We start from the raw sequence: 17,631 nt of genomic DNA on the forward strand, positions 1-17,631 counted from the left end.
GAGGTAGGCCCCTTGCTGGACGTTAATAATTTTGAGTATATGAAAATCGGCCTTGCTTCACCGGATAAGATCCGTTCATGGTCATTCGGAGAAGTGAAGAAGCCAGAAACCATTAACTATCGTACATTAAAACCTGAAAAGGACGGCTTGTTCTGTGAAAGGATTTTTGGTCCAACTAAGGACTGGGAATGTCATTGCGGAAAGTATAAGCGTGTCCGTTATAAAGGTGTTGTCTGTGACCGATGCGGTGTTGAAGTAACGCGCGCAAAAGTTCGCCGTGAAAGAATGGGGCATATTGAGCTTGCGGCACCTGTTTCACATATTTGGTATTTTAAAGGGATTCCAAGCAGAATGGGACTTGTTTTAGATATGTCTCCACGTGCATTGGAGGAAGTGATTTATTTTGCCTCTTATGTTGTGACAGATTCTGGTGACACTGCGCTTGATAAGAAGCAGCTTTTATCTGAAAAGGAATACCGTGCATACCGTGAAAAGTTTGGCAATAAGTTTCAAGCTGCCATGGGTGCTGAAGCCATTAAAAAGTTACTCTCAGATATTGATTTAAATAAAGAAGTAGATAGCTTAAAGGAAGAGTTGAAAACAGCACAAGGCCAGCGCCGTACACGTGCAATCAAACGCCTTGAAGTGCTAGAAGCCTTCCGTGGTTCTGGTAATGAACCATCCTGGATGATTCTTGACGTTCTTCCTGTTATTCCACCTGAATTACGACCAATGGTGCAATTGGATGGAGGAAGATTTGCGACTTCTGACTTGAATGATCTATATCGCCGTGTGATTAACCGTAATAACCGTTTAAAGCGTTTATTGGACCTTGGAGCACCAAGCATTATCGTACAAAACGAAAAGCGTATGCTTCAAGAGGCAGTAGATGCATTAATCGATAACGGCCGCCGCGGCCGTCCGGTAACTGGACCGGGAAATCGTCCATTAAAGTCACTTTCCCACATGTTAAAAGGGAAACAAGGCCGCTTCCGTCAAAACTTGCTTGGAAAGCGTGTTGACTATTCTGGCCGTTCCGTTATTGTCGTTGGTCCGAATTTGAAAATGTATCAATGTGGTCTTCCTAAAGAAATGGCGCTTGAATTGTTCAAGCCATTTGTTATGAAAGAGCTTGTTGAAAAAGGTTTAGCACATAACATTAAATCTGCAAAACGGAAAATTGAACGAGTTTCTCCTGAAGTTTGGGATGTTTTAGAAGATGTAATTAGAGAGCACCCGGTTTTATTAAACCGTGCCCCTACGTTACACAGACTGGGAATTCAGGCATTTGAACCTACCCTTGTTGAAGGCCGGGCAATTCGATTGCACCCGCTTGTATGTACAGCATATAACGCTGACTTTGACGGGGACCAAATGGCTGTTCACGTTCCGCTTTCTTCAGAAGCACAAGCAGAAGCAAGATTGTTAATGCTCGCAGCCCAAAACATCTTGAATCCAAAAGATGGTAAGCCTGTTGTTACACCTTCTCAGGACATGGTGCTTGGTAACTATTACTTAACACTGGAAAGAGAAGGTTCCGTCGGAGAAGGAATGATTTTCAAAGACACCAATGAGGCGCTGCTTGCTTATCAAAATGGCTTTGTTCATTACCATACTCGTGTGGCTGTTCATGCAGGTTCACTTCGCAATGAAACCTTTACTGAGCAACAAAACAATATGCTATTGATTTCAACAGTGGGTAAATTAATTTTTAACGAAATTTTGCCTAAATCATTCCCTTATATAAATGAACCAACAAGAGATAACTTAGAGGTTAAAACCCCTGAGAAGTATTTTGTTGAAAAGGGTGATGATGTCCGAGCAAGAATCAAAGAAATGCCAATCGTCGATCCATTTAAAAAGAAAATCCTTGGAAATATCATTGCGGAAGTATTCAAACGTTTCAAAATTACTGAAACCTCAAAAATGCTTGACCGGATGAAGGATTTAGGATTTAAACATTCAACGAAGGCCGGCATTACGGTTGGTGTTGCTGATATCGTCGTATTAGGTGAGAAACAGCAAATCCTTCACGAAGCACAGGAAAAAGTTGATAATGTCATGAAACAATTTAGACGCGGTTTAATTACGGAAGATGAGCGTTACGATCGTGTCATTGCGATTTGGAGTGCGGCTAAAGATACGATTCAAGGTAAACTGATGAAATCCTTGAATAAAACCAATCCAATCTTCATGATGTCTGATTCTGGAGCGCGTGGTAACGCATCGAACTTTACACAGCTTGCTGGTATGCGCGGATTGATGGCCAACCCGGCTGGACGGATCATTGAGTTACCGATTAAATCAAGTTTCCGTGAAGGTTTAACCGTGTTGGAATACTTTATTTCCACTCATGGTGCCCGTAAAGGTCTTGCTGATACGGCGCTTAAAACAGCGGACTCTGGTTATTTAACACGTCGTCTTGTTGACGTTGCACAGGATGTTATCGTTCGTGATGATGATTGTGGAACGGACCGTGGATTGCTCATTCGTGCATTAAAAGACGGAAATGAAACCATTGAGTCATTAGAAGAACGTCTAATTGGCCGTTATGCCCGCAACCCAATTAAACATCCGGAAACGAAGGAAGTTCTTGTTCCTGAAAACGGACTAATTACTGAAGACCTAGCTGAGGTCATTGTCGGTGCCGGAGTTGAAGAGGTAAAAATTCGTTCTGTATTTACATGTAATACCCGCCATGGAGTATGTAAGAAGTGTTATGGCCGTAACTTGGCTACTGGTCAGGAAGTGGAAGTGGGCGAAGCAGTTGGTATTATCGCAGCCCAATCCATTGGTGAGCCGGGTACACAATTAACCATGCGTACATTCCATACAGGCGGTGTTGCCGGAGACGATATCACACAGGGTCTTCCGCGTATTCAAGAGATTTTTGAAGCACGTAACCCTAAAGGTCAAGCCGTTATTTCGGAAATTGATGGTGTTGTTGTCGGCATTAATGAGGGACGAGACCGTCAACATGAAATTGTTGTTCAAGGTGAAGTGGAATCACGTACTTACAATGCACCGTATACTGCCCGCTTAAAGGTAGCAATCGATGATCGTGTAGAACGTGGTGAAGAATTAACCGAAGGTTCAATCGACCCGAAAGAATTAATCAAAGTAAAAGACGTAAATGCCGTTCAGGAATACTTATTGCGTGAGGTACAAAAGGTTTACCGTATGCAAGGGGTAGAAATCGGTGATAAACACGTTGAGGTAATGGTTCGTCAAATGCTTCGTAAGGTGCGCGTTGTAGATGCCGGTGAAACAGAAGTGCTTCCTGGTACATTACTCGATATACACCAGTTTACGGATGCCAATGAAAAGGCATTGTTATCTGGTAAATTACCTGCAACAGGACGACCTGTATTACTTGGTATTACCAAGGCATCCCTTGAAACGGATTCATTCTTGTCCGCTGCATCATTCCAAGAAACAACAAGGGTTCTTACGGATGCTGCAATTAAAGGCAAACGCGATGAATTACTTGGTCTTAAGGAAAATGTTATCATTGGTAAGCTAGTTCCAGCTGGAACAGGAATGCAGCGATATCGCAAGGCAGAACCTGTTTTTGCAGAAGCTGAATCTGACGAAATCGTTACGATTGACTAACATGACAAGCGGTACCTGTTATCAAATTACAGGTACCGCATTTTAAAGAAAAATACTTTTTTTAAAGATTTGTTGACATCCCATTATTAAGATGTTAATATATCAAAGGTGCTCCTATTCACCTAGTACTTTGGAGGATATGAAAATGTCTTATGAAAAAGTATTACGGGCAAACAAAATTGTTATAGGAACAAAACAAACAGCGAAAGCACTTAATAACGGTCAAGTACAAGAGCTCGTTATAGCACGGGATGCCGATCCTAGGATAACAGATTCTGTGATAAATCAAGCCTTGCAAATGAACGTACCAATCCTATATGTTGATTCAAACAAAAAGCTTGGAAAAGCATGCAGGGTTGATGTGGGAGCCTCAGCTGTTGCGATTATCCGTTAAAACTTGTTTTTGTAGATAGAGTAGTCTGCAAAAACTTTGTTTTTGCAAAAAAATGAACCACCTGGATGTGTGGGCTTACAAATAATGAAGGGAGGAAACATAACATGCCTACTATTAACCAATTAGTGCGCAAGCCTCGTCAGGCTATTACTGAGAAGTCAAAATCTCCTGCGCTAAACAAAGGTTACAATAGCTTCAAAAAATCACAAACAAATGTATCTTCACCACAAAAACGCGGAGTATGTACTCGTGTTGGTACAATGACTCCAAAGAAACCGAACTCAGCGTTACGTAAATATGCTCGTGTACGCTTGACAAACGGTATTGAGGTGACAGCATACATTCCTGGTATCGGTCACAACCTTCAAGAGCACAGTGTTGTTCTTATCCGTGGAGGACGTGTAAAGGACTTACCAGGGGTACGTTATCACATCGTACGTGGAGCGCTTGATACTGCGGGTGTTAACAACCGTATGCAAGGTCGTTCTAAATATGGTACTAAGAGACCAAAAGCAGCTAAAAAATAATCACATTAAATAACAGCTTTTTCGAAAGGAGGAAATAAAATGCCACGTAAAGGTCCTGTAGCAAAAAGAGACGTGTTACCAGATCCACTTTACAATTCTAAATTAGTTACTCGTCTAATCAACAAAATGATGGTTGACGGTAAAAGAGGTAAATCCCAAGAAATTCTTTACTCTGCGTTTGATACAATTCGTGAACGCACTGGTAAGGAACCAATGGAAATTTTCGATGCAGCAATGAAAAACATCATGCCTGTACTTGAAGTAAGAGCACGCCGTGTAGGTGGTGCCAACTACCAAGTACCAGTTGAGGTGCGCCCTGACCGCCGTACTACTTTAGGTCTTCGTTGGTTAGTTAACTATTCACGTCTTCGCGGTGAAAAAACGATGGAAGAGCGTTTAGCTAACGAAATCATGGATGCAGCTAACAACACTGGTGCATCTGTTAAGAAGCGTGAAGATACACACAAAATGGCTGAAGCAAACAAAGCGTTTGCTCACTATCGTTGGTAATTTAACCTTCAATATAAAAACTTTCATACTAGGAAGGAGAAAGACCCAATGGCAAGAGAGTTCTCCTTAGAAAACACTCGCAATATCGGCATCATGGCTCACATCGATGCCGGTAAAACAACCACCACTGAGCGTGTACTTTACTACACTGGTAAGATTCATAAAATCGGTGAAACACATGAAGGCGCGTCACAGATGGACTGGATGGAGCAAGAACAGGAGCGCGGAATTACCATTACATCCGCTGCAACAACTGCTCAATGGCACGGTCACCGTGTAAACATCATCGACACACCAGGACACGTAGACTTCACTGTTGAAGTTGAACGTTCTCTTCGTGTACTTGATGGTGCAGTAGCCGTCCTTGATGCACAATCAGGTGTTGAACCGCAAACTGAAACAGTTTGGCGTCAAGCAACAACCTATGGTGTACCACGTGTAGTATTCGTAAACAAGATGGACAAAATCGGAGCTGACTTCCTTTATTCACTAGGAACACTTCATGACCGTTTACAAGCGAATGCACATGCAATTCAGTTGCCAATTGGCGCTGAAGATCAGTTTGAAGCCATCATTGACCTTGTGGAAATGAATGCAGTATTCTACGGAAACGACTTAGGTACAGATATCGAAGTTCGTGAAATTCCAGAAGAACATCGTGCTCAAGCTGAAGAATATCGTGAAAAATTAGTTGAAGCAGTTGCTGAACTAGATGAAGAATTAATGGAAAAATACCTTGGCGGTGAAGAAATCACTAAAGAAGAGCTCAAAGCAGCAATTCGTAAAGGTACTGTTAATGTTGAATTCTATCCAGTAATCTGTGGATCTGCCTTCAAAAACAAAGGTGTTCAGTTAATGCTTGATGCTGTTATCGATTACCTTCCATCACCATTAGATGTACCTGCAATCAAAGGTCATGCAGTGGATGATGAAGATGAGGTTCTTGAGCGTCATTCAAGTGATGAAGAGCCATTTGCTGCTCTTGCATTTAAAGTTATGACTGACCCTTATGTTGGTAAATTAACGTTCTTCCGTGTATACTCTGGTACTTTAGAGTCTGGATCATATGTCCAAAACTCTACTAAAGGAAAGCGCGAACGTATCGGACGTATCCTGCAAATGCACGCAAACAGCCGTCAAGAGATCTCTAAGGTTTATGCCGGCGACATTGCTGCTGCTGTAGGTCTTAAAGATACAACAACTGGTGATACTCTATGTGATGATAAAAACCTTGTTATCCTGGAGTCTATGCAATTCCCTGAGCCAGTAATCCAACTTTCTGTTGAACCTAAATCTAAAGCAGACCAAGATAAAATGACAACTGCTTTACAAAAGCTTCAAGAAGAAGATCCAACGTTCCGTGCACATACTGACCAGGAAACTGGACAAGTTATCATCGCTGGTATGGGTGAACTTCACCTTGATATCATCGTTGACCGTATGCGTCGTGAATTTAAGGTCGAAGCAAATGTAGGTGCACCTCAGGTTGCATACCGTGAAACTTTCCGTGCTTCAGCGCAAGTAGAAGGTAAGTTTGCTCGTCAATCTGGTGGTCGCGGACAATATGGACACGTTTGGATTGAATTCTCACCTAACGAAGAAGGAAAAGGATTCGAATTCGAAAACGGTATTGTCGGTGGTGTTGTTCCTCGTGAATACATCCCTGCAGTTCAAGCTGGTCTTGAAGATGCACTAGATCGCGGTGTTCTTGCTGGTTATCCATTAGTGGATATAAAAGCAAGATTGTTCGATGGATCCTACCATGATGTTGACTCCTCTGAAATGGCGTTTAAAATTGCCGCTTCAATGGCTCTTAAAAATGCTGCTTCTAAGTGTCAACCGGTTATCCTTGAACCGATGATGAGAGTAGAAGTTGTTATCCCTGAAGAATACTTAGGGGATATCATGGGTCAAATCACTGCTCGTCGCGGCCGTGTTGAAGGTATGGAAGCTCGCGGTAACGCACAAGTAGTTCGTGCAATGGTTCCACTTTCAGAAATGTTTGGATACGCAACAGCACTTCGTTCAAGTACACAAGGTCGTGGAGTATTCTCTATGCACTTTGACCACTATGAAGAAGTTCCAAAATCTGTTTCTGAAGAGATCATCAAAAAAAATAAAGGTGAATAATTGATTTTCACCTTTATTTAAAGTATAACTACTTATGTAAGAATGGAAACTGTAATTCAGGACAACCAATTTACAGTTTCCACTTAAATATACTTAAACTTTTATAATCCAAAGGAGGATTTTCCAAAATGGCAAAAGCTAAATTCGACCGTTCAAAGCCACACGTTAACATTGGTACAATCGGACACGTTGACCATGGTAAAACTACATTAACTGCTGCAATCACTTCTGTACTTGCTAAGTCTGGTAAAGCAGAAGCACGTGCATATGATCAAATTGATGGTGCTCCTGAAGAAAAAGAACGTGGAATCACTATCTCTACTGCACACGTTGAGTATGAAACTGATGCTCGTCACTACGCACACGTTGACTGCCCAGGACACGCTGACTATGTTAAAAACATGATCACTGGCGCTGCGCAAATGGACGGCGGTATCCTAGTTGTATCTGCAACTGATGGTCCAATGCCACAAACTCGTGAGCACATTCTATTATCTCGTCAGGTTGGTGTACCTTACCTTGTTGTATTCATGAACAAGTGTGACATGGTTGACGATGAAGAACTTCTTGAATTAGTAGAAATGGAAATTCGTGATCTTCTTTCTGAATACGACTTCCCTGGCGATGACACTCCAGTTATCAAAGGTTCTGCTCTTAAAGCATTAGAAGGCGAAGCTGCATGGGAAGAAAAAATCTTTGAACTTATGAACGCAGTTGACGAATTTATCCCAACTCCAACTCGTGACACTGATAAGCCATTCATGATGCCAGTTGAGGATGTATTCTCTATCACTGGCCGTGGTACAGTTGCTACAGGTCGTGTTGAGCGTGGTGTAGTTAAAGTTGGTGACGTAGTTGAAATCGTAGGTTTCACTGAAGAACCAAAATCTACTACTGTAACAGGTGTAGAAATGTTCCGTAAGCTTCTTGATTTCGCAGAAGCTGGAGACAATATCGGTGCTCTTCTTCGTGGTGTTGCACGTGAAGAAATCGAGCGTGGACAAGTATTGGCTAAACCAAAGTCCATCACTCCACACACTAAATTCTTAGCTCAAGTATACGTATTAACAAAAGAAGAAGGTGGACGTCATACTCCATTCTTCTCAAACTATCGTCCACAATTCTATTTCCGTACTTCTGATATCACTGGTGTTGTTAACCTACCAGAAGGTACTGAAATGGTTATGCCTGGCGACCACATCGAAATGACTGTTGAGCTAATCGCTCCAGTTGCAATCGAAGAAGGAACTAAATTCTCAATCCGTGAAGGCGGACGTACTGTAGGATCTGGTTCTATTACTACAATCCAAGCTTAATAAGTAAATAGTAAAAAGCAGATGGGTGACGATCCATCTGCTTTTTTTATGGAAAAGACCCAGGTGTTGAAACCGTTAATCATACCAAAAAACGAGTTTCTTCTATTATATAAGATATAGTTACTTTTACGAATTTTGCAACTTCAAAGGTAATCGTGAAATCCACATAGGATATTATTGGAGATTCATTTTTACTATTGAAATTAATGATATGTGCAGTTATAATATTAAAAGTGTGCTAAGCACAAGAAACATTAAAGAAATTCGTAATAAATGTTGCGTTTACTTTATGTTTTATGTATAATAGACAATGTTGGTCTTTGACTGCGATGATGTGGAAGGTTGCTGACACACCCGGCCGCTTTGCCATGGCGAGTGTGTGGGAAATTTTCACTGAGTATGTCTATTTAAGAAAATAGGCGATAAAGGAGGGAAAATAATGGCAAAACAAAAAATTCGTATCCGTTTAAAAGCGTATGATCACAGAATTCTTGATCAATCTGCAGAGAAAATCGTAGAAACAGCAAAACGTTCAGGTGCGGCAGTATCGGGTCCAATTCCACTACCAACTGAAAAATCTGTTTACACAATTCTTCGTGCGGTTCATAAGTACAAAGATTCTCGTGAGCAATTCGAAATGCGGACACATAAGCGTCTAATCGACATCGTTAATCCAACTCCACAAACAGTTGATGCGTTAATGCGTTTAGATTTACCATCTGGTGTTGATATCGAAATTAAACTTTAATAAAAATAAATGAACATAAATTATAGGAGGTGTGACTAAATGACCAAAGGAATCTTAGGAAGAAAGATTGGTATGACTCAAGTATTTGTTGAAAACGGCAATTTAATCCCAGTTACTGTTGTTGAAGCTGCTGCAAACGTTGTTCTTCAAAAGAAATCAGTTGAAACTGATGGCTACGAAGCAATCCAAATCGGATTTGATGACAAACGTGAGAAATTAGCTAACAAACCAGAAAAGGGCCATGCTGCAAAAGCTAATACTGCTCCTAAGCGCTTCGTTCGCGAAATTCGCGGAGTTGATGTTGCAGGGTATGAAGTTGGTCAAGAAGTCAAGGTTGATATTTTCGCTGCAGGTGAAACTGTAGATGTAACAGGAATTTCAAAAGGTAAAGGTTTCCAAGGCTCAATTAAGCGCCACGGACAATCTCGCGGCCCTATGGCTCACGGTTCCCGTTATCATCGTCGTCCTGGTTCAATGGGACCTGTTGCTCCAAACCGTGTATTTAAAGGTAAAGCATTACCTGGACGTATGGGTGGAGAACAAGTAACTGTACAAAACCTTGAAATTGTAAAAGTTGATGTTGAACGCAACTTATTATTGATCAAAGGTAATGTTCCAGGAGCTAAAAAATCATTATTAAAAATTAAAAGTGCGGTAAAAGCATAATTACTTCATAAGAAAGGAGGAACAAAAGCATGCCTAAAGTAGCATTGTTAAACCAAACTGGATCACAAGTTGGTGAAATCGAACTTAATGAATCAGTATTTGGTATTGAGGTAAACCAACACGTTTTATTTGAAGCAATTGTTATGCAACGCGCTTCATTACGTCAAGGAACTCATAAAGTAAAAGGGCGTTCTGAAGTACGCGGTGGTGGACGTAAACCATGGCGTCAAAAAGGAACTGGTCGTGCTCGTCAAGGGTCTATCCGATCTCCACAATGGCGCGGAGGTGGTACTGTATTTGGTCCAACACCACGCAGCTATAGCTATAAATTACCGAAAAAAGTGCGTCGCTTAGCGATCAAATCAGCACTTTCATCTAAAGTAGTAGAAGAAAACATTTTGGTACTTGAAAACTTAATTTTCGACGCACCAAAAACTAAAGAATTCAAATCAGTATTAGGTGGTCTTTCTGTTGAGAAAAAGGCGCTTATTGTTACTGCTGACCTAGATGAAAACGTAGCATTATCTGCTCGTAACATCCCTGGTGTAACTGTTGTAACAGCTGATGGAATCAACGTATTAGACGTTGTAAATCATGATAAGTTGATCATGACTAAAGCAGCGGTTGAAAAAGTAGAGGAGGTGCTTGCATAATGGATGCACGCGATATCATTAAGCGCCCCGTTATCACTGAACGTTCTACTGACCTAATGGCTGAAAAGAAATATACATTTGAAGTTGATGTTAGAGCGAATAAAACTCAGGTTAAAGATGCTGTTGAAACTATCTTTGGCGTTGATGTTGAAAAAGTAAACATCATGAACTACAAAGGTAAATTCAAGCGTATGGGTAAATTCGGTGGTTACACAAATAAACGCCGTAAGGCAATTGTTAAATTAACAGCTGACAGCAAAGAAATCGAATTCTTTGAAGCATAAGAATCTATCTAGAAGAGGAGGGAAACAAAATGGCGATTAAAAAGTACAAACCTACCTCCAATGGTCGTCGCGGTATGACTACTTCTGATTTCGCAGAAATCACAACTAGCACACCAGAAAAATCTCTATTAGCTCCGTTAAAGAGAAAAGGCGGCCGTAATAACCAAGGTAAGTTAACTGTTCGTCATCAAGGTGGCGGCCATAAGCGTCAATATCGTTTAATTGACTTTAAACGTACAAAAGATGGCATTCCTGGACGCGTTGCCACAATTGAGTATGATCCAAACCGTTCTGCAAATATTGCATTAATCAACTATGCAGATGGAGAAAAGCGTTATATCTTAGCTCCTAAAAACCTACAGGTTGGCATGGAAGTAATGTCTGGCCCTGAGGCTGATATTAAAGTAGGTAATGCTCTTCCGTTAGCAAATATTCCAGTTGGTACTGTGGTACACAACATCGAATTAAAACCAGGAAAAGGTGGACAATTGGTACGTGCTGCCGGTACATCTGCACAAGTTCTTGGTAAAGAAGGCAAATACGTACTTGTACGTTTGAATTCTGGTGAAGTTCGTATGATTCTTTCTGAATGCCGTGCTTCAATCGGTCAAGTAGGAAACGAACAACATGAATTAATTAACATTGGTAAAGCAGGTCGTTCTCGCTGGTTAGGCAAGCGTCCAACTGTTCGTGGATCTGTTATGAACCCTAACGATCACCCACACGGTGGTGGTGAAGGCCGCGCTCCTATCGGACGTAAATCACCAATGTCTCCATGGGGTAAACCAACTCTTGGATACAAAACTCGTAAGAAGAAAAATAAATCGGACAAATTTATTGTTCGTCGTCGTAAAAAATAACGTGATTGAACTACGGTTCAAAGGAAGAACCGTAGAACTGTCACGAAGGGAGGTTCATTCATGGGTCGCAGCTTAAAAAAAGGACCATTCGTTGATGATCATTTAATGGTAAAGATCGAAAAGTTAAATGAAACTGAAGGTAAACAAGTTGTTAAAACTTGGTCACGCCGTTCTACGATCTTCCCACAATTTATCGGACACACTATCGCAGTTTATGATGGTCGTAAACATGTGCCTGTATATGTAACTGAAGACATGGTTGGACACAAGCTTGGAGAATTCGCTCCAACTCGTGCTTACAAAGGCCATGGTAATGATGATAAGAAAACCAGACGTTAAGAGAGGAGGGCATCCAAATGCAAGCTAAAGCTGTTGCAAGAACAGTTCGTATTGCTCCTCGTAAAGCACGTTTAGTCGTCGATTTAATTCGAGGTAAGCAAGTTGGTGAAGCAGTGGCGATCTTAAATCTCACTCCTAAGGCTGCTTCTCCAATCGTTGAGAAAGTTTTAAAATCTGCTATGGCAAATGCCGAGCATAACTATGAAATGGACGTAAATAACTTGGTAGTTGCACAAGCATTTGTTGACGAAGGACCAACTTTAAAACGTTTCCGTCCTCGCGCAATGGGCCGTGCAAGCCAAATTAACAAACGCACCAGCCATATTACAATCGTTCTATCAGAAAAGAAGGAGGGATAATCAGTGGGTCAAAAAGTAAATCCAGTCGGTTTGCGTATCGGAATCATCCGTGATTGGGAATCTAAGTGGTACGCAGGTAAAGACTTTGCTGATCTTTTACACGAAGACCTTAAGGTTCGTGAGTACATCACAAAACGTTTAAAAGATGCTTCTGTTTCTAAAGTAGAAATCGAACGTGCTGCAAACCGTGTAAACGTAACTGTTCATACTGCTAAGCCAGGTATGGTTATCGGTAAAGGCGGTACTGAAGTTGAAGCACTTCGTAAAGCATTAAATGCATTAACTGGCAAACGTGTACACATCAACATTCTTGAAATCAAGAAAGCTGATGTTGATGCTAAATTAGTTGCTGAAAATATTGCTCGTCAATTAGAAAACCGTGTATCTTTCCGTCGTGCACAAAAGCAAGCGATTCAACGTGCAATGCGTGCTGGAGCGAAAGGTATTAAAACAATGGTATCCGGTCGTTTAGGCGGTGCAGATATTGCTCGTTCAGAACACTACAGCGAAGGAACAGTTCCACTTCATACACTTCGCGCCGACATCGACTATGCAACAGCTGAAGCAGATACTACCTATGGTAAGCTTGGCGTAAAAGTATGGATCTATCGTGGAGAAGTCCTTCCTACTAAGAAGAAAACTGAGGAAGGAGGCAAATAATATGTTATTGCCAAAACGCGTAAAATATCGCCGTCAACACCGCGGAAAAATGCGTGGAAACGCAAAAGGCGGCACTGAAGTAACTTTCGGTGAATACGGTCTTCAAGCATTAGAAGCATCTTGGATTACAAACCGTCAAATCGAAGCGGCTCGTATTGCAATGACTCGTTACATGAAACGTGGCGGTAAAGTTTGGATTAAAATTTTCCCTCACAAGCCTTATACTGCTAAGCCTCTAGAGGTGCGGATGGGTTCTGGTAAAGGGGCACCTGAAGGATGGGTAGCCGTAGTTAAACCAGGAAAAATTATGTTTGAAATCGCTGGCGTTTCTGAAGAAATCGCTCGTGAAGCACTTCGTCTTGCAATGCACAAACTTCCAGTAAAATGTAAGTTTGTAAAACGTGAAGAAATTGGTGGTGAATCAAATGAAAGCTAATGAACTTCGTGACCTAACCACTGCTGAAATTGAACAAAAAGTTAAATCTTTAAAAGAAGAACTTTTCAACCTTCGCTTTCAATTGGCGACAGGACAACTTGAAAATACGGCTCGTATCCGTGAAGTACGCAAAGCGATTGCTCGCATGAAGACTGTGATTCGTGAAAGAGAAATCAGCGTAAACAAGTAATAGTGAGAGGAGGTTCACATAATGAGTGAACGTAACCAACGCAAAGTTTACACTGGACGCGTTGTTTCTGACAAAATGGATAAAACTATTACTGTTTTAGTCGAAACATACAAAAAGCATCCATTATACGGTAAACGCGTTAAGTACTCTAAAAAGTATAAAGCTCATGATGAGCAAAATCAGGCAAAAGTTGGCGACATCGTACGTATCATGGAAACTCGTCCGCTTTCAGCTACAAAGCGCTTCCGCCTAGTAGAAGTAGTAGAAAAAGCAGTTATCATTTAATTGTTCGGATTATGTTCATTCCGAAGGGAGGTTACACGCATGATTCAACAAGAATCACGTTTAAAAGTTGCTGACAACTCTGGTGCTCGTGAAGTACTTACTATTAAAGTTCTCGGTGGTTCTGGTCGCAAAACTGCTGGTATCGGTGATGTTATCGTTTGTACAGTAAAACAAGCAACACCAGGTGGCGTTGTTAAAAAAGGTGATGTGGTTAAAGCTGTTATTGTACGTACAAAAAGCGGTGCACGTCGCACTGATGGTACCTACATTAAATTTGACGAAAACGCATGTGTAATTATCAAAGATGATAAGAGCCCACGCGGTACTCGTATCTTCGGACCAGTTGCCCGCGAACTTCGCGAAAACAACTTTATGAAAATTGTTTCTTTAGCTCCAGAAGTATTATAATTTTAAATTAATATGCCTTTAAGGAGGTGCTTAATGATGCATGTGAAAAAAGGTGACAAAGTAAGAGTTCTCTCTGGTAAGGATAAAGGAAAAACTGGTGTTATTCTAGCTGCTTACCCTAAAGAAGCCCGTGTGCTTGTAGAAGGTGTAAACATCGTTAAAAAACACACTAAGCCTTCTCAAGTGAATCCACAAGGTGGAATCATTAGCCAAGAAGCTCCAATTCATGTATCAAACGTTATGCCTATCGATCCTAAATCAGGTAACCCAACTCGTGTAGGTTACAAAACGGTTGATGGCAAAAAAGTACGCGTAGCAAAATCCGGTGAAGTTTTAGATAAATAGTTTAAATTAAGAAGGGAGGTACAATAAGTGAACCGCCTAAAAGATAAATTTGTAAAAGAAATTTCTCCTGCTCTAATGAGCAAATTTAATTATAAATCAGTAATGCAAGTACCAAAAATTGAGAAGATCGTTATTAACATGGGTGTTGGTGACGCAGTTCAAAATGCTAAAGCACTTGATAATGCTGTAGAAGAACTTGCTACAATTACTGGTCAAAAACCTGTCGTAACTCGTGCGAAAAAATCAATCGCTGGTTTCCGCCTTCGTGAAGGTATGCCAATCGGCGCAAAGGTTACTCTTCGTGGAGAGCGCATGTACCAATTCTTGGATAAATTAGTTTCTGTATCATTACCTCGTGTACGTGACTTCCGTGGTGTTTCTAAGAAGGCATTCGATGGTCGTGGTAACTATACTTTAGGTATTAAGGAACAATTAATCTTCCCAGAAATTGATTACGATAAAGTAACTAAGGTTCGTGGTATGGATATCGTTATCGTTACCACTGCTAACACCGATGAAGAAGCTCGTGAGTTGTTAACTCAAGTTGGAATGCCATTCCAAAAGTAATCGCTAAATAAGGGAGGCGAAAACGTGGCTAAAAAGTCAATGATTGCGAAACAAAAGCGCACGCCTAAATACAAAGTACAAGAGTACACACGTTGCGAACGTTGCGGACGTCCACACTCTGTATATCGTAAATTTAAGCTTTGCCGTATTTGTTTCCGTGAATTAGCATACAAAGGACAAATTCCTGGTGTTAAAAAAGCCAGCTGGTAAAACTAAAGGTTTGGGAAGGAGGTAAAAATAATGGTCATGACAGATCCAATTGCTGATATGCTTACTCGCATTCGAAATGCGAATATGGTACGTCACGAAAAGTTAGAAGTACCTGCTTCTAATATCAAAAAAGAAATCGCTGAAATTCTAAAGCGCGAAGGTTTCGTACGTGACGTTGAATTTATCGATGACAACAAACAAGGTATTATCCGTATCTTCCTTAAGTACGGTACAAATAACGAACGTGTTATTACTGGTCTTAAACGTATTAGTAAGCCTGGTCTTCGCGTTTACGCTAAATCTACTGAGGTACCTCGTGTACTTAATGGTCTTGGTATTGCACTAGTCTCAACTTCAACAGGTGTTATTACTGATAAAGAAGCTCGTGCAAAACAAGTTGGCGGAGAAGTATTAGCTTACGTTTGGTAATAGAGTTTCTGAAAGAATGGAGGTGCACTAAATGTCTCGCGTAGGAAAAAAACCAATTGAAATTCCAGCTGGAGTTACAATTACTTTAAATAATCAAACCGTTACTGTAAAAGGTCCTAAAGGCGAATTAACTCGTACTTTTAATCCTGATATTACAATTAACGTTGAAGAGAATGTGATCAACATTTCTCGTCCATCAGACGTAAAAGAACACCGCGCATTACATGGTACAACTCGTGCTGTTATTGCCAACATGGTTGAAGGTGTTTCTAAAGGTTTCGAAAGAGGTTTAGAATTAATCGGGGTTGGATACCGTGCGCAAAAACAAGGTACTAAGCTTGTTTTAAACGTTGGTTATTCTCATCCTGTAGAAATTGAACCTGAAAAAGGACTTGAAATTGAAGTTCCTTCCAATACAAAAGTTATTGTAAAGGGAACTGACAAAGAACGCGTTGGTGCGTTAGCTGCTAACATTCGCCAAGTTCGCCCGCCAGAGCCATATAAAGGCAAAGGTATTCGCTACGAAGGTGAATTCGTTCGTCGTAAAGAAGGTAAAACTGGTAAGTAATCGCCTTATGGGTAAACGAAAGGAGTGACGTAAATGATTACGAAGCTTGATAAAAACGCTGTTCGCCGTAAAAGACATGCTCGAGTACGTGCGAAACTTAGCGGAACTTCAGCTCGTCCACGTCTAAATGTGTTTCGTTCTAATAAACATATTTATGCTCAAATTATCGATGACATGAATGGAGTTACTTTAGCAAGTGCTTCAACTTTAGATAAGGAATTAAATCTTGAGTCTTCAAGCAATGTTGATGCGGCGCAAAAGGTCGGAGAATTAGTTGCGAAACGTGCAGCTGAAAAGGGTATTTCAAACGTTGTCTTTGACCGTGGAGGATACCTTTATCATGGACGTATTCAAGCATTAGCTGATGCTGCTCGCGAAAACGGCTTACAATTTTAATAGACAAAGGAGGGACACAAAAAGATGCGTCGTATTGATCCAAACAAACTTGAACTAGAAGAACGCGTAGTTACGGTTAACCGTGTTGCGAAAGTTGTTAAAGGTGGACGTCGTTTCCGTTTCACTGCTCTTGTAGTAGTTGGAGATAAAAACGGTCATGTCGGATTCGGTACTGGTAAAGCACAAGAGGTACCGGATGCGATTCGTAAAGCTATCGAAGATGCGAAGAAAAACTTAGTCGAAGTACCTATGGTTGGAACTACTGTTCCTCACCAAGTAATTGGTCGTTTCGGTGCTGGCGAAATCCTTTTAAAACCTGCTTCTGAAGGTACTGGAGTTATCGCTGGTGGACCAGTTCGTGCGGTTCTTGAATTAGCTGGTGTTGCTGATATCCTTTCAAAATCTTTAGGAACAAATACACCAATTAATATGGTTCGTGCAACTGTAGATGGTTTAAAACAATTAAAACGTGCTGAGGACGTAGCAAAGTTACGTGGTAAATCAGTAGAAGAACTGTTAGGATAAGGGGGGAATTCAAATGGCGAAACTATTAATTACCCTCAACCGTAGCCTAATTGGTCGCCCTGAAGACCAACGTGCGACAGTTACTGCGCTTGGATTACGTAAATTAAATCAAACAGTTGAGCATCAAGATAACGCTGCTATTCGCGGTATGATTAATAAAGTTGCTCACCTTGTAACAGTAAAAGAACAATAATTAATTGTTTTCTTTCATAAG

The 17,631-nt window shown here is 40.9% G+C and carries 26 protein-coding genes; all 26 read left to right on the forward strand.

Annotated features, from left to right (window positions below; all coding sequences use genetic code 11):
• Window positions 1-12 precede the first annotated feature (12 nt).
• The 26 genes from rpoC (at window position 13) to rpmD (ending at window position 17,610) form a co-directional block, all read left to right on the forward strand.
• A complete protein-coding gene (rpoC, locus tag ACFQZ9_RS29345; RefSeq protein WP_498946871.1) occupies window positions 13-3,612 on the forward strand; it encodes a DNA-directed RNA polymerase subunit beta' in 3,600 nt (1,199 codons plus the stop codon).
• Window positions 3,613-3,757: 145 nt separating this feature from the next.
• Window positions 3,758-4,006, forward strand: a complete 249-nt coding sequence (locus ACFQZ9_RS29350) for a 50S ribosomal protein L7ae-like protein (RefSeq protein ID WP_198313613.1) — start codon at window positions 3,758-3,760, stop codon at window positions 4,004-4,006.
• A gap of 104 nt (window positions 4,007-4,110) precedes the next feature.
• On the forward strand, window positions 4,111-4,533 hold the full coding sequence (gene rpsL, locus ACFQZ9_RS29355; protein ID WP_026574083.1) for a 30S ribosomal protein S12: 423 nt from the start codon (window positions 4,111-4,113) through the stop codon (window positions 4,531-4,533).
• A 39-nt stretch (window positions 4,534-4,572) separates the two neighbouring features.
• Window positions 4,573-5,043: a 30S ribosomal protein S7 gene (gene rpsG, locus ACFQZ9_RS29360; protein WP_026574084.1), complete on the forward strand. Its 471-nt coding sequence runs from the start codon at window positions 4,573-4,575 to the stop codon at window positions 5,041-5,043.
• Between the two features lie 48 nt (window positions 5,044-5,091).
• Window positions 5,092-7,173, forward strand: a complete 2,082-nt coding sequence (gene fusA, locus ACFQZ9_RS29365) for an elongation factor G (RefSeq protein ID WP_198313612.1) — start codon at window positions 5,092-5,094, stop codon at window positions 7,171-7,173.
• Between the two features lie 128 nt (window positions 7,174-7,301).
• A complete protein-coding gene (gene tuf / locus ACFQZ9_RS29370) occupies window positions 7,302-8,489 on the forward strand; it encodes an elongation factor Tu (protein WP_026574086.1) in 1,188 nt (395 codons plus the stop codon).
• Window positions 8,490-8,928: 439 nt separating this feature from the next.
• Complete coding sequence (rpsJ, locus tag ACFQZ9_RS29375) at window positions 8,929-9,237, forward strand: 30S ribosomal protein S10 (protein WP_007085291.1); 309 nt, start codon at window positions 8,929-8,931, stop codon at window positions 9,235-9,237.
• Window positions 9,238-9,276: 39 nt separating this feature from the next.
• Entirely contained in the window at window positions 9,277-9,903 is a 627-nt protein-coding gene (gene rplC / locus ACFQZ9_RS29380) for a 50S ribosomal protein L3 (RefSeq protein ID WP_026574087.1), read from the forward strand.
• 29 nt (window positions 9,904-9,932) lie between these two features.
• Entirely contained in the window at window positions 9,933-10,556 is a 624-nt protein-coding gene (rplD, locus tag ACFQZ9_RS29385; RefSeq protein WP_198313611.1) for a 50S ribosomal protein L4, read from the forward strand.
• The gene (gene rplW, locus ACFQZ9_RS29390) at window positions 10,556-10,840 is read left to right on the forward strand and encodes a 50S ribosomal protein L23 (RefSeq protein ID WP_133339218.1); all 285 of its coding nucleotides are present in this window, start codon (window positions 10,556-10,558) and stop codon (window positions 10,838-10,840) included. Before rplD ends, rplW begins: the two co-directional genes overlap by 1 nt.
• Before the next feature lie 29 nt (window positions 10,841-10,869).
• On the forward strand, window positions 10,870-11,700 hold the full coding sequence (rplB, locus tag ACFQZ9_RS29395) for a 50S ribosomal protein L2 (RefSeq protein WP_198313610.1): 831 nt from the start codon (window positions 10,870-10,872) through the stop codon (window positions 11,698-11,700).
• A 60-nt stretch (window positions 11,701-11,760) separates the two neighbouring features.
• Window positions 11,761-12,039, forward strand: coding sequence for a 30S ribosomal protein S19 (rpsS, locus tag ACFQZ9_RS29400; RefSeq protein ID WP_026574091.1), 279 nt, complete (start codon window positions 11,761-11,763; stop codon window positions 12,037-12,039).
• 17 nt (window positions 12,040-12,056) lie between these two features.
• Window positions 12,057-12,398 carry a 50S ribosomal protein L22 gene (rplV, locus tag ACFQZ9_RS29405; RefSeq protein WP_042453964.1) on the forward strand — a complete coding sequence of 114 codons (342 nt, stop codon included), beginning with the start codon at window positions 12,057-12,059 and terminating at the stop codon, window positions 12,396-12,398.
• A gap of 3 nt (window positions 12,399-12,401) precedes the next feature.
• Window positions 12,402-13,058 (forward strand): 30S ribosomal protein S3, encoded by a 657-nt coding sequence (gene rpsC / locus ACFQZ9_RS29410; RefSeq protein ID WP_026574093.1) that lies wholly within the window; start codon window positions 12,402-12,404, stop codon window positions 13,056-13,058.
• A 1-nt stretch (window position 13,059) separates the two neighbouring features.
• A complete protein-coding gene (gene rplP / locus ACFQZ9_RS29415; protein ID WP_026574094.1) occupies window positions 13,060-13,494 on the forward strand; it encodes a 50S ribosomal protein L16 in 435 nt (144 codons plus the stop codon).
• Entirely contained in the window at window positions 13,484-13,684 is a 201-nt protein-coding gene (gene rpmC, locus ACFQZ9_RS29420; RefSeq protein ID WP_026574095.1) for a 50S ribosomal protein L29, read from the forward strand. Before rplP ends, rpmC begins: the two co-directional genes overlap by 11 nt.
• A gap of 21 nt (window positions 13,685-13,705) precedes the next feature.
• On the forward strand, window positions 13,706-13,969 hold the full coding sequence (gene rpsQ, locus ACFQZ9_RS29425) for a 30S ribosomal protein S17 (protein ID WP_026574096.1): 264 nt from the start codon (window positions 13,706-13,708) through the stop codon (window positions 13,967-13,969).
• A 39-nt stretch (window positions 13,970-14,008) separates the two neighbouring features.
• Window positions 14,009-14,377, forward strand: a complete 369-nt coding sequence (gene rplN / locus ACFQZ9_RS29430; protein WP_026574097.1) for a 50S ribosomal protein L14 — start codon at window positions 14,009-14,011, stop codon at window positions 14,375-14,377.
• A gap of 36 nt (window positions 14,378-14,413) precedes the next feature.
• Window positions 14,414-14,722 carry a 50S ribosomal protein L24 gene (gene rplX, locus ACFQZ9_RS29435; protein WP_198313633.1) on the forward strand — a complete coding sequence of 103 codons (309 nt, stop codon included), beginning with the start codon at window positions 14,414-14,416 and terminating at the stop codon, window positions 14,720-14,722.
• A gap of 27 nt (window positions 14,723-14,749) precedes the next feature.
• The gene (gene rplE, locus ACFQZ9_RS29440) at window positions 14,750-15,289 is read left to right on the forward strand and encodes a 50S ribosomal protein L5 (protein ID WP_026574099.1); all 540 of its coding nucleotides are present in this window, start codon (window positions 14,750-14,752) and stop codon (window positions 15,287-15,289) included.
• A gap of 24 nt (window positions 15,290-15,313) precedes the next feature.
• A complete protein-coding gene (gene rpsN, locus ACFQZ9_RS29445) occupies window positions 15,314-15,499 on the forward strand; it encodes a 30S ribosomal protein S14 (RefSeq protein WP_009499044.1) in 186 nt (61 codons plus the stop codon).
• Window positions 15,500-15,529: 30 nt separating this feature from the next.
• A complete protein-coding gene (gene rpsH / locus ACFQZ9_RS29450) occupies window positions 15,530-15,928 on the forward strand; it encodes a 30S ribosomal protein S8 (protein ID WP_026574100.1) in 399 nt (132 codons plus the stop codon).
• A gap of 31 nt (window positions 15,929-15,959) precedes the next feature.
• On the forward strand, window positions 15,960-16,496 hold the full coding sequence (gene rplF / locus ACFQZ9_RS29455) for a 50S ribosomal protein L6 (protein WP_498946880.1): 537 nt from the start codon (window positions 15,960-15,962) through the stop codon (window positions 16,494-16,496).
• Between the two features lie 33 nt (window positions 16,497-16,529).
• Window positions 16,530-16,892, forward strand: coding sequence for a 50S ribosomal protein L18 (gene rplR, locus ACFQZ9_RS29460; RefSeq protein ID WP_026574102.1), 363 nt, complete (start codon window positions 16,530-16,532; stop codon window positions 16,890-16,892).
• 24 nt (window positions 16,893-16,916) lie between these two features.
• Window positions 16,917-17,417 (forward strand): 30S ribosomal protein S5, encoded by a 501-nt coding sequence (gene rpsE, locus ACFQZ9_RS29465; protein WP_026574103.1) that lies wholly within the window; start codon window positions 16,917-16,919, stop codon window positions 17,415-17,417.
• A gap of 13 nt (window positions 17,418-17,430) precedes the next feature.
• Window positions 17,431-17,610, forward strand: coding sequence for a 50S ribosomal protein L30 (gene rpmD / locus ACFQZ9_RS29470; protein WP_026574104.1), 180 nt, complete (start codon window positions 17,431-17,433; stop codon window positions 17,608-17,610).
• Window positions 17,611-17,631 lie beyond the last annotated feature (21 nt).

This window comes from Neobacillus sp. GCM10027624 (genome assembly GCF_042675345.1).
Classification (GTDB): Bacteria; Bacillota; Bacilli; order Bacillales; family Cytobacillaceae; genus Neobacillus; species Neobacillus cucumis_D.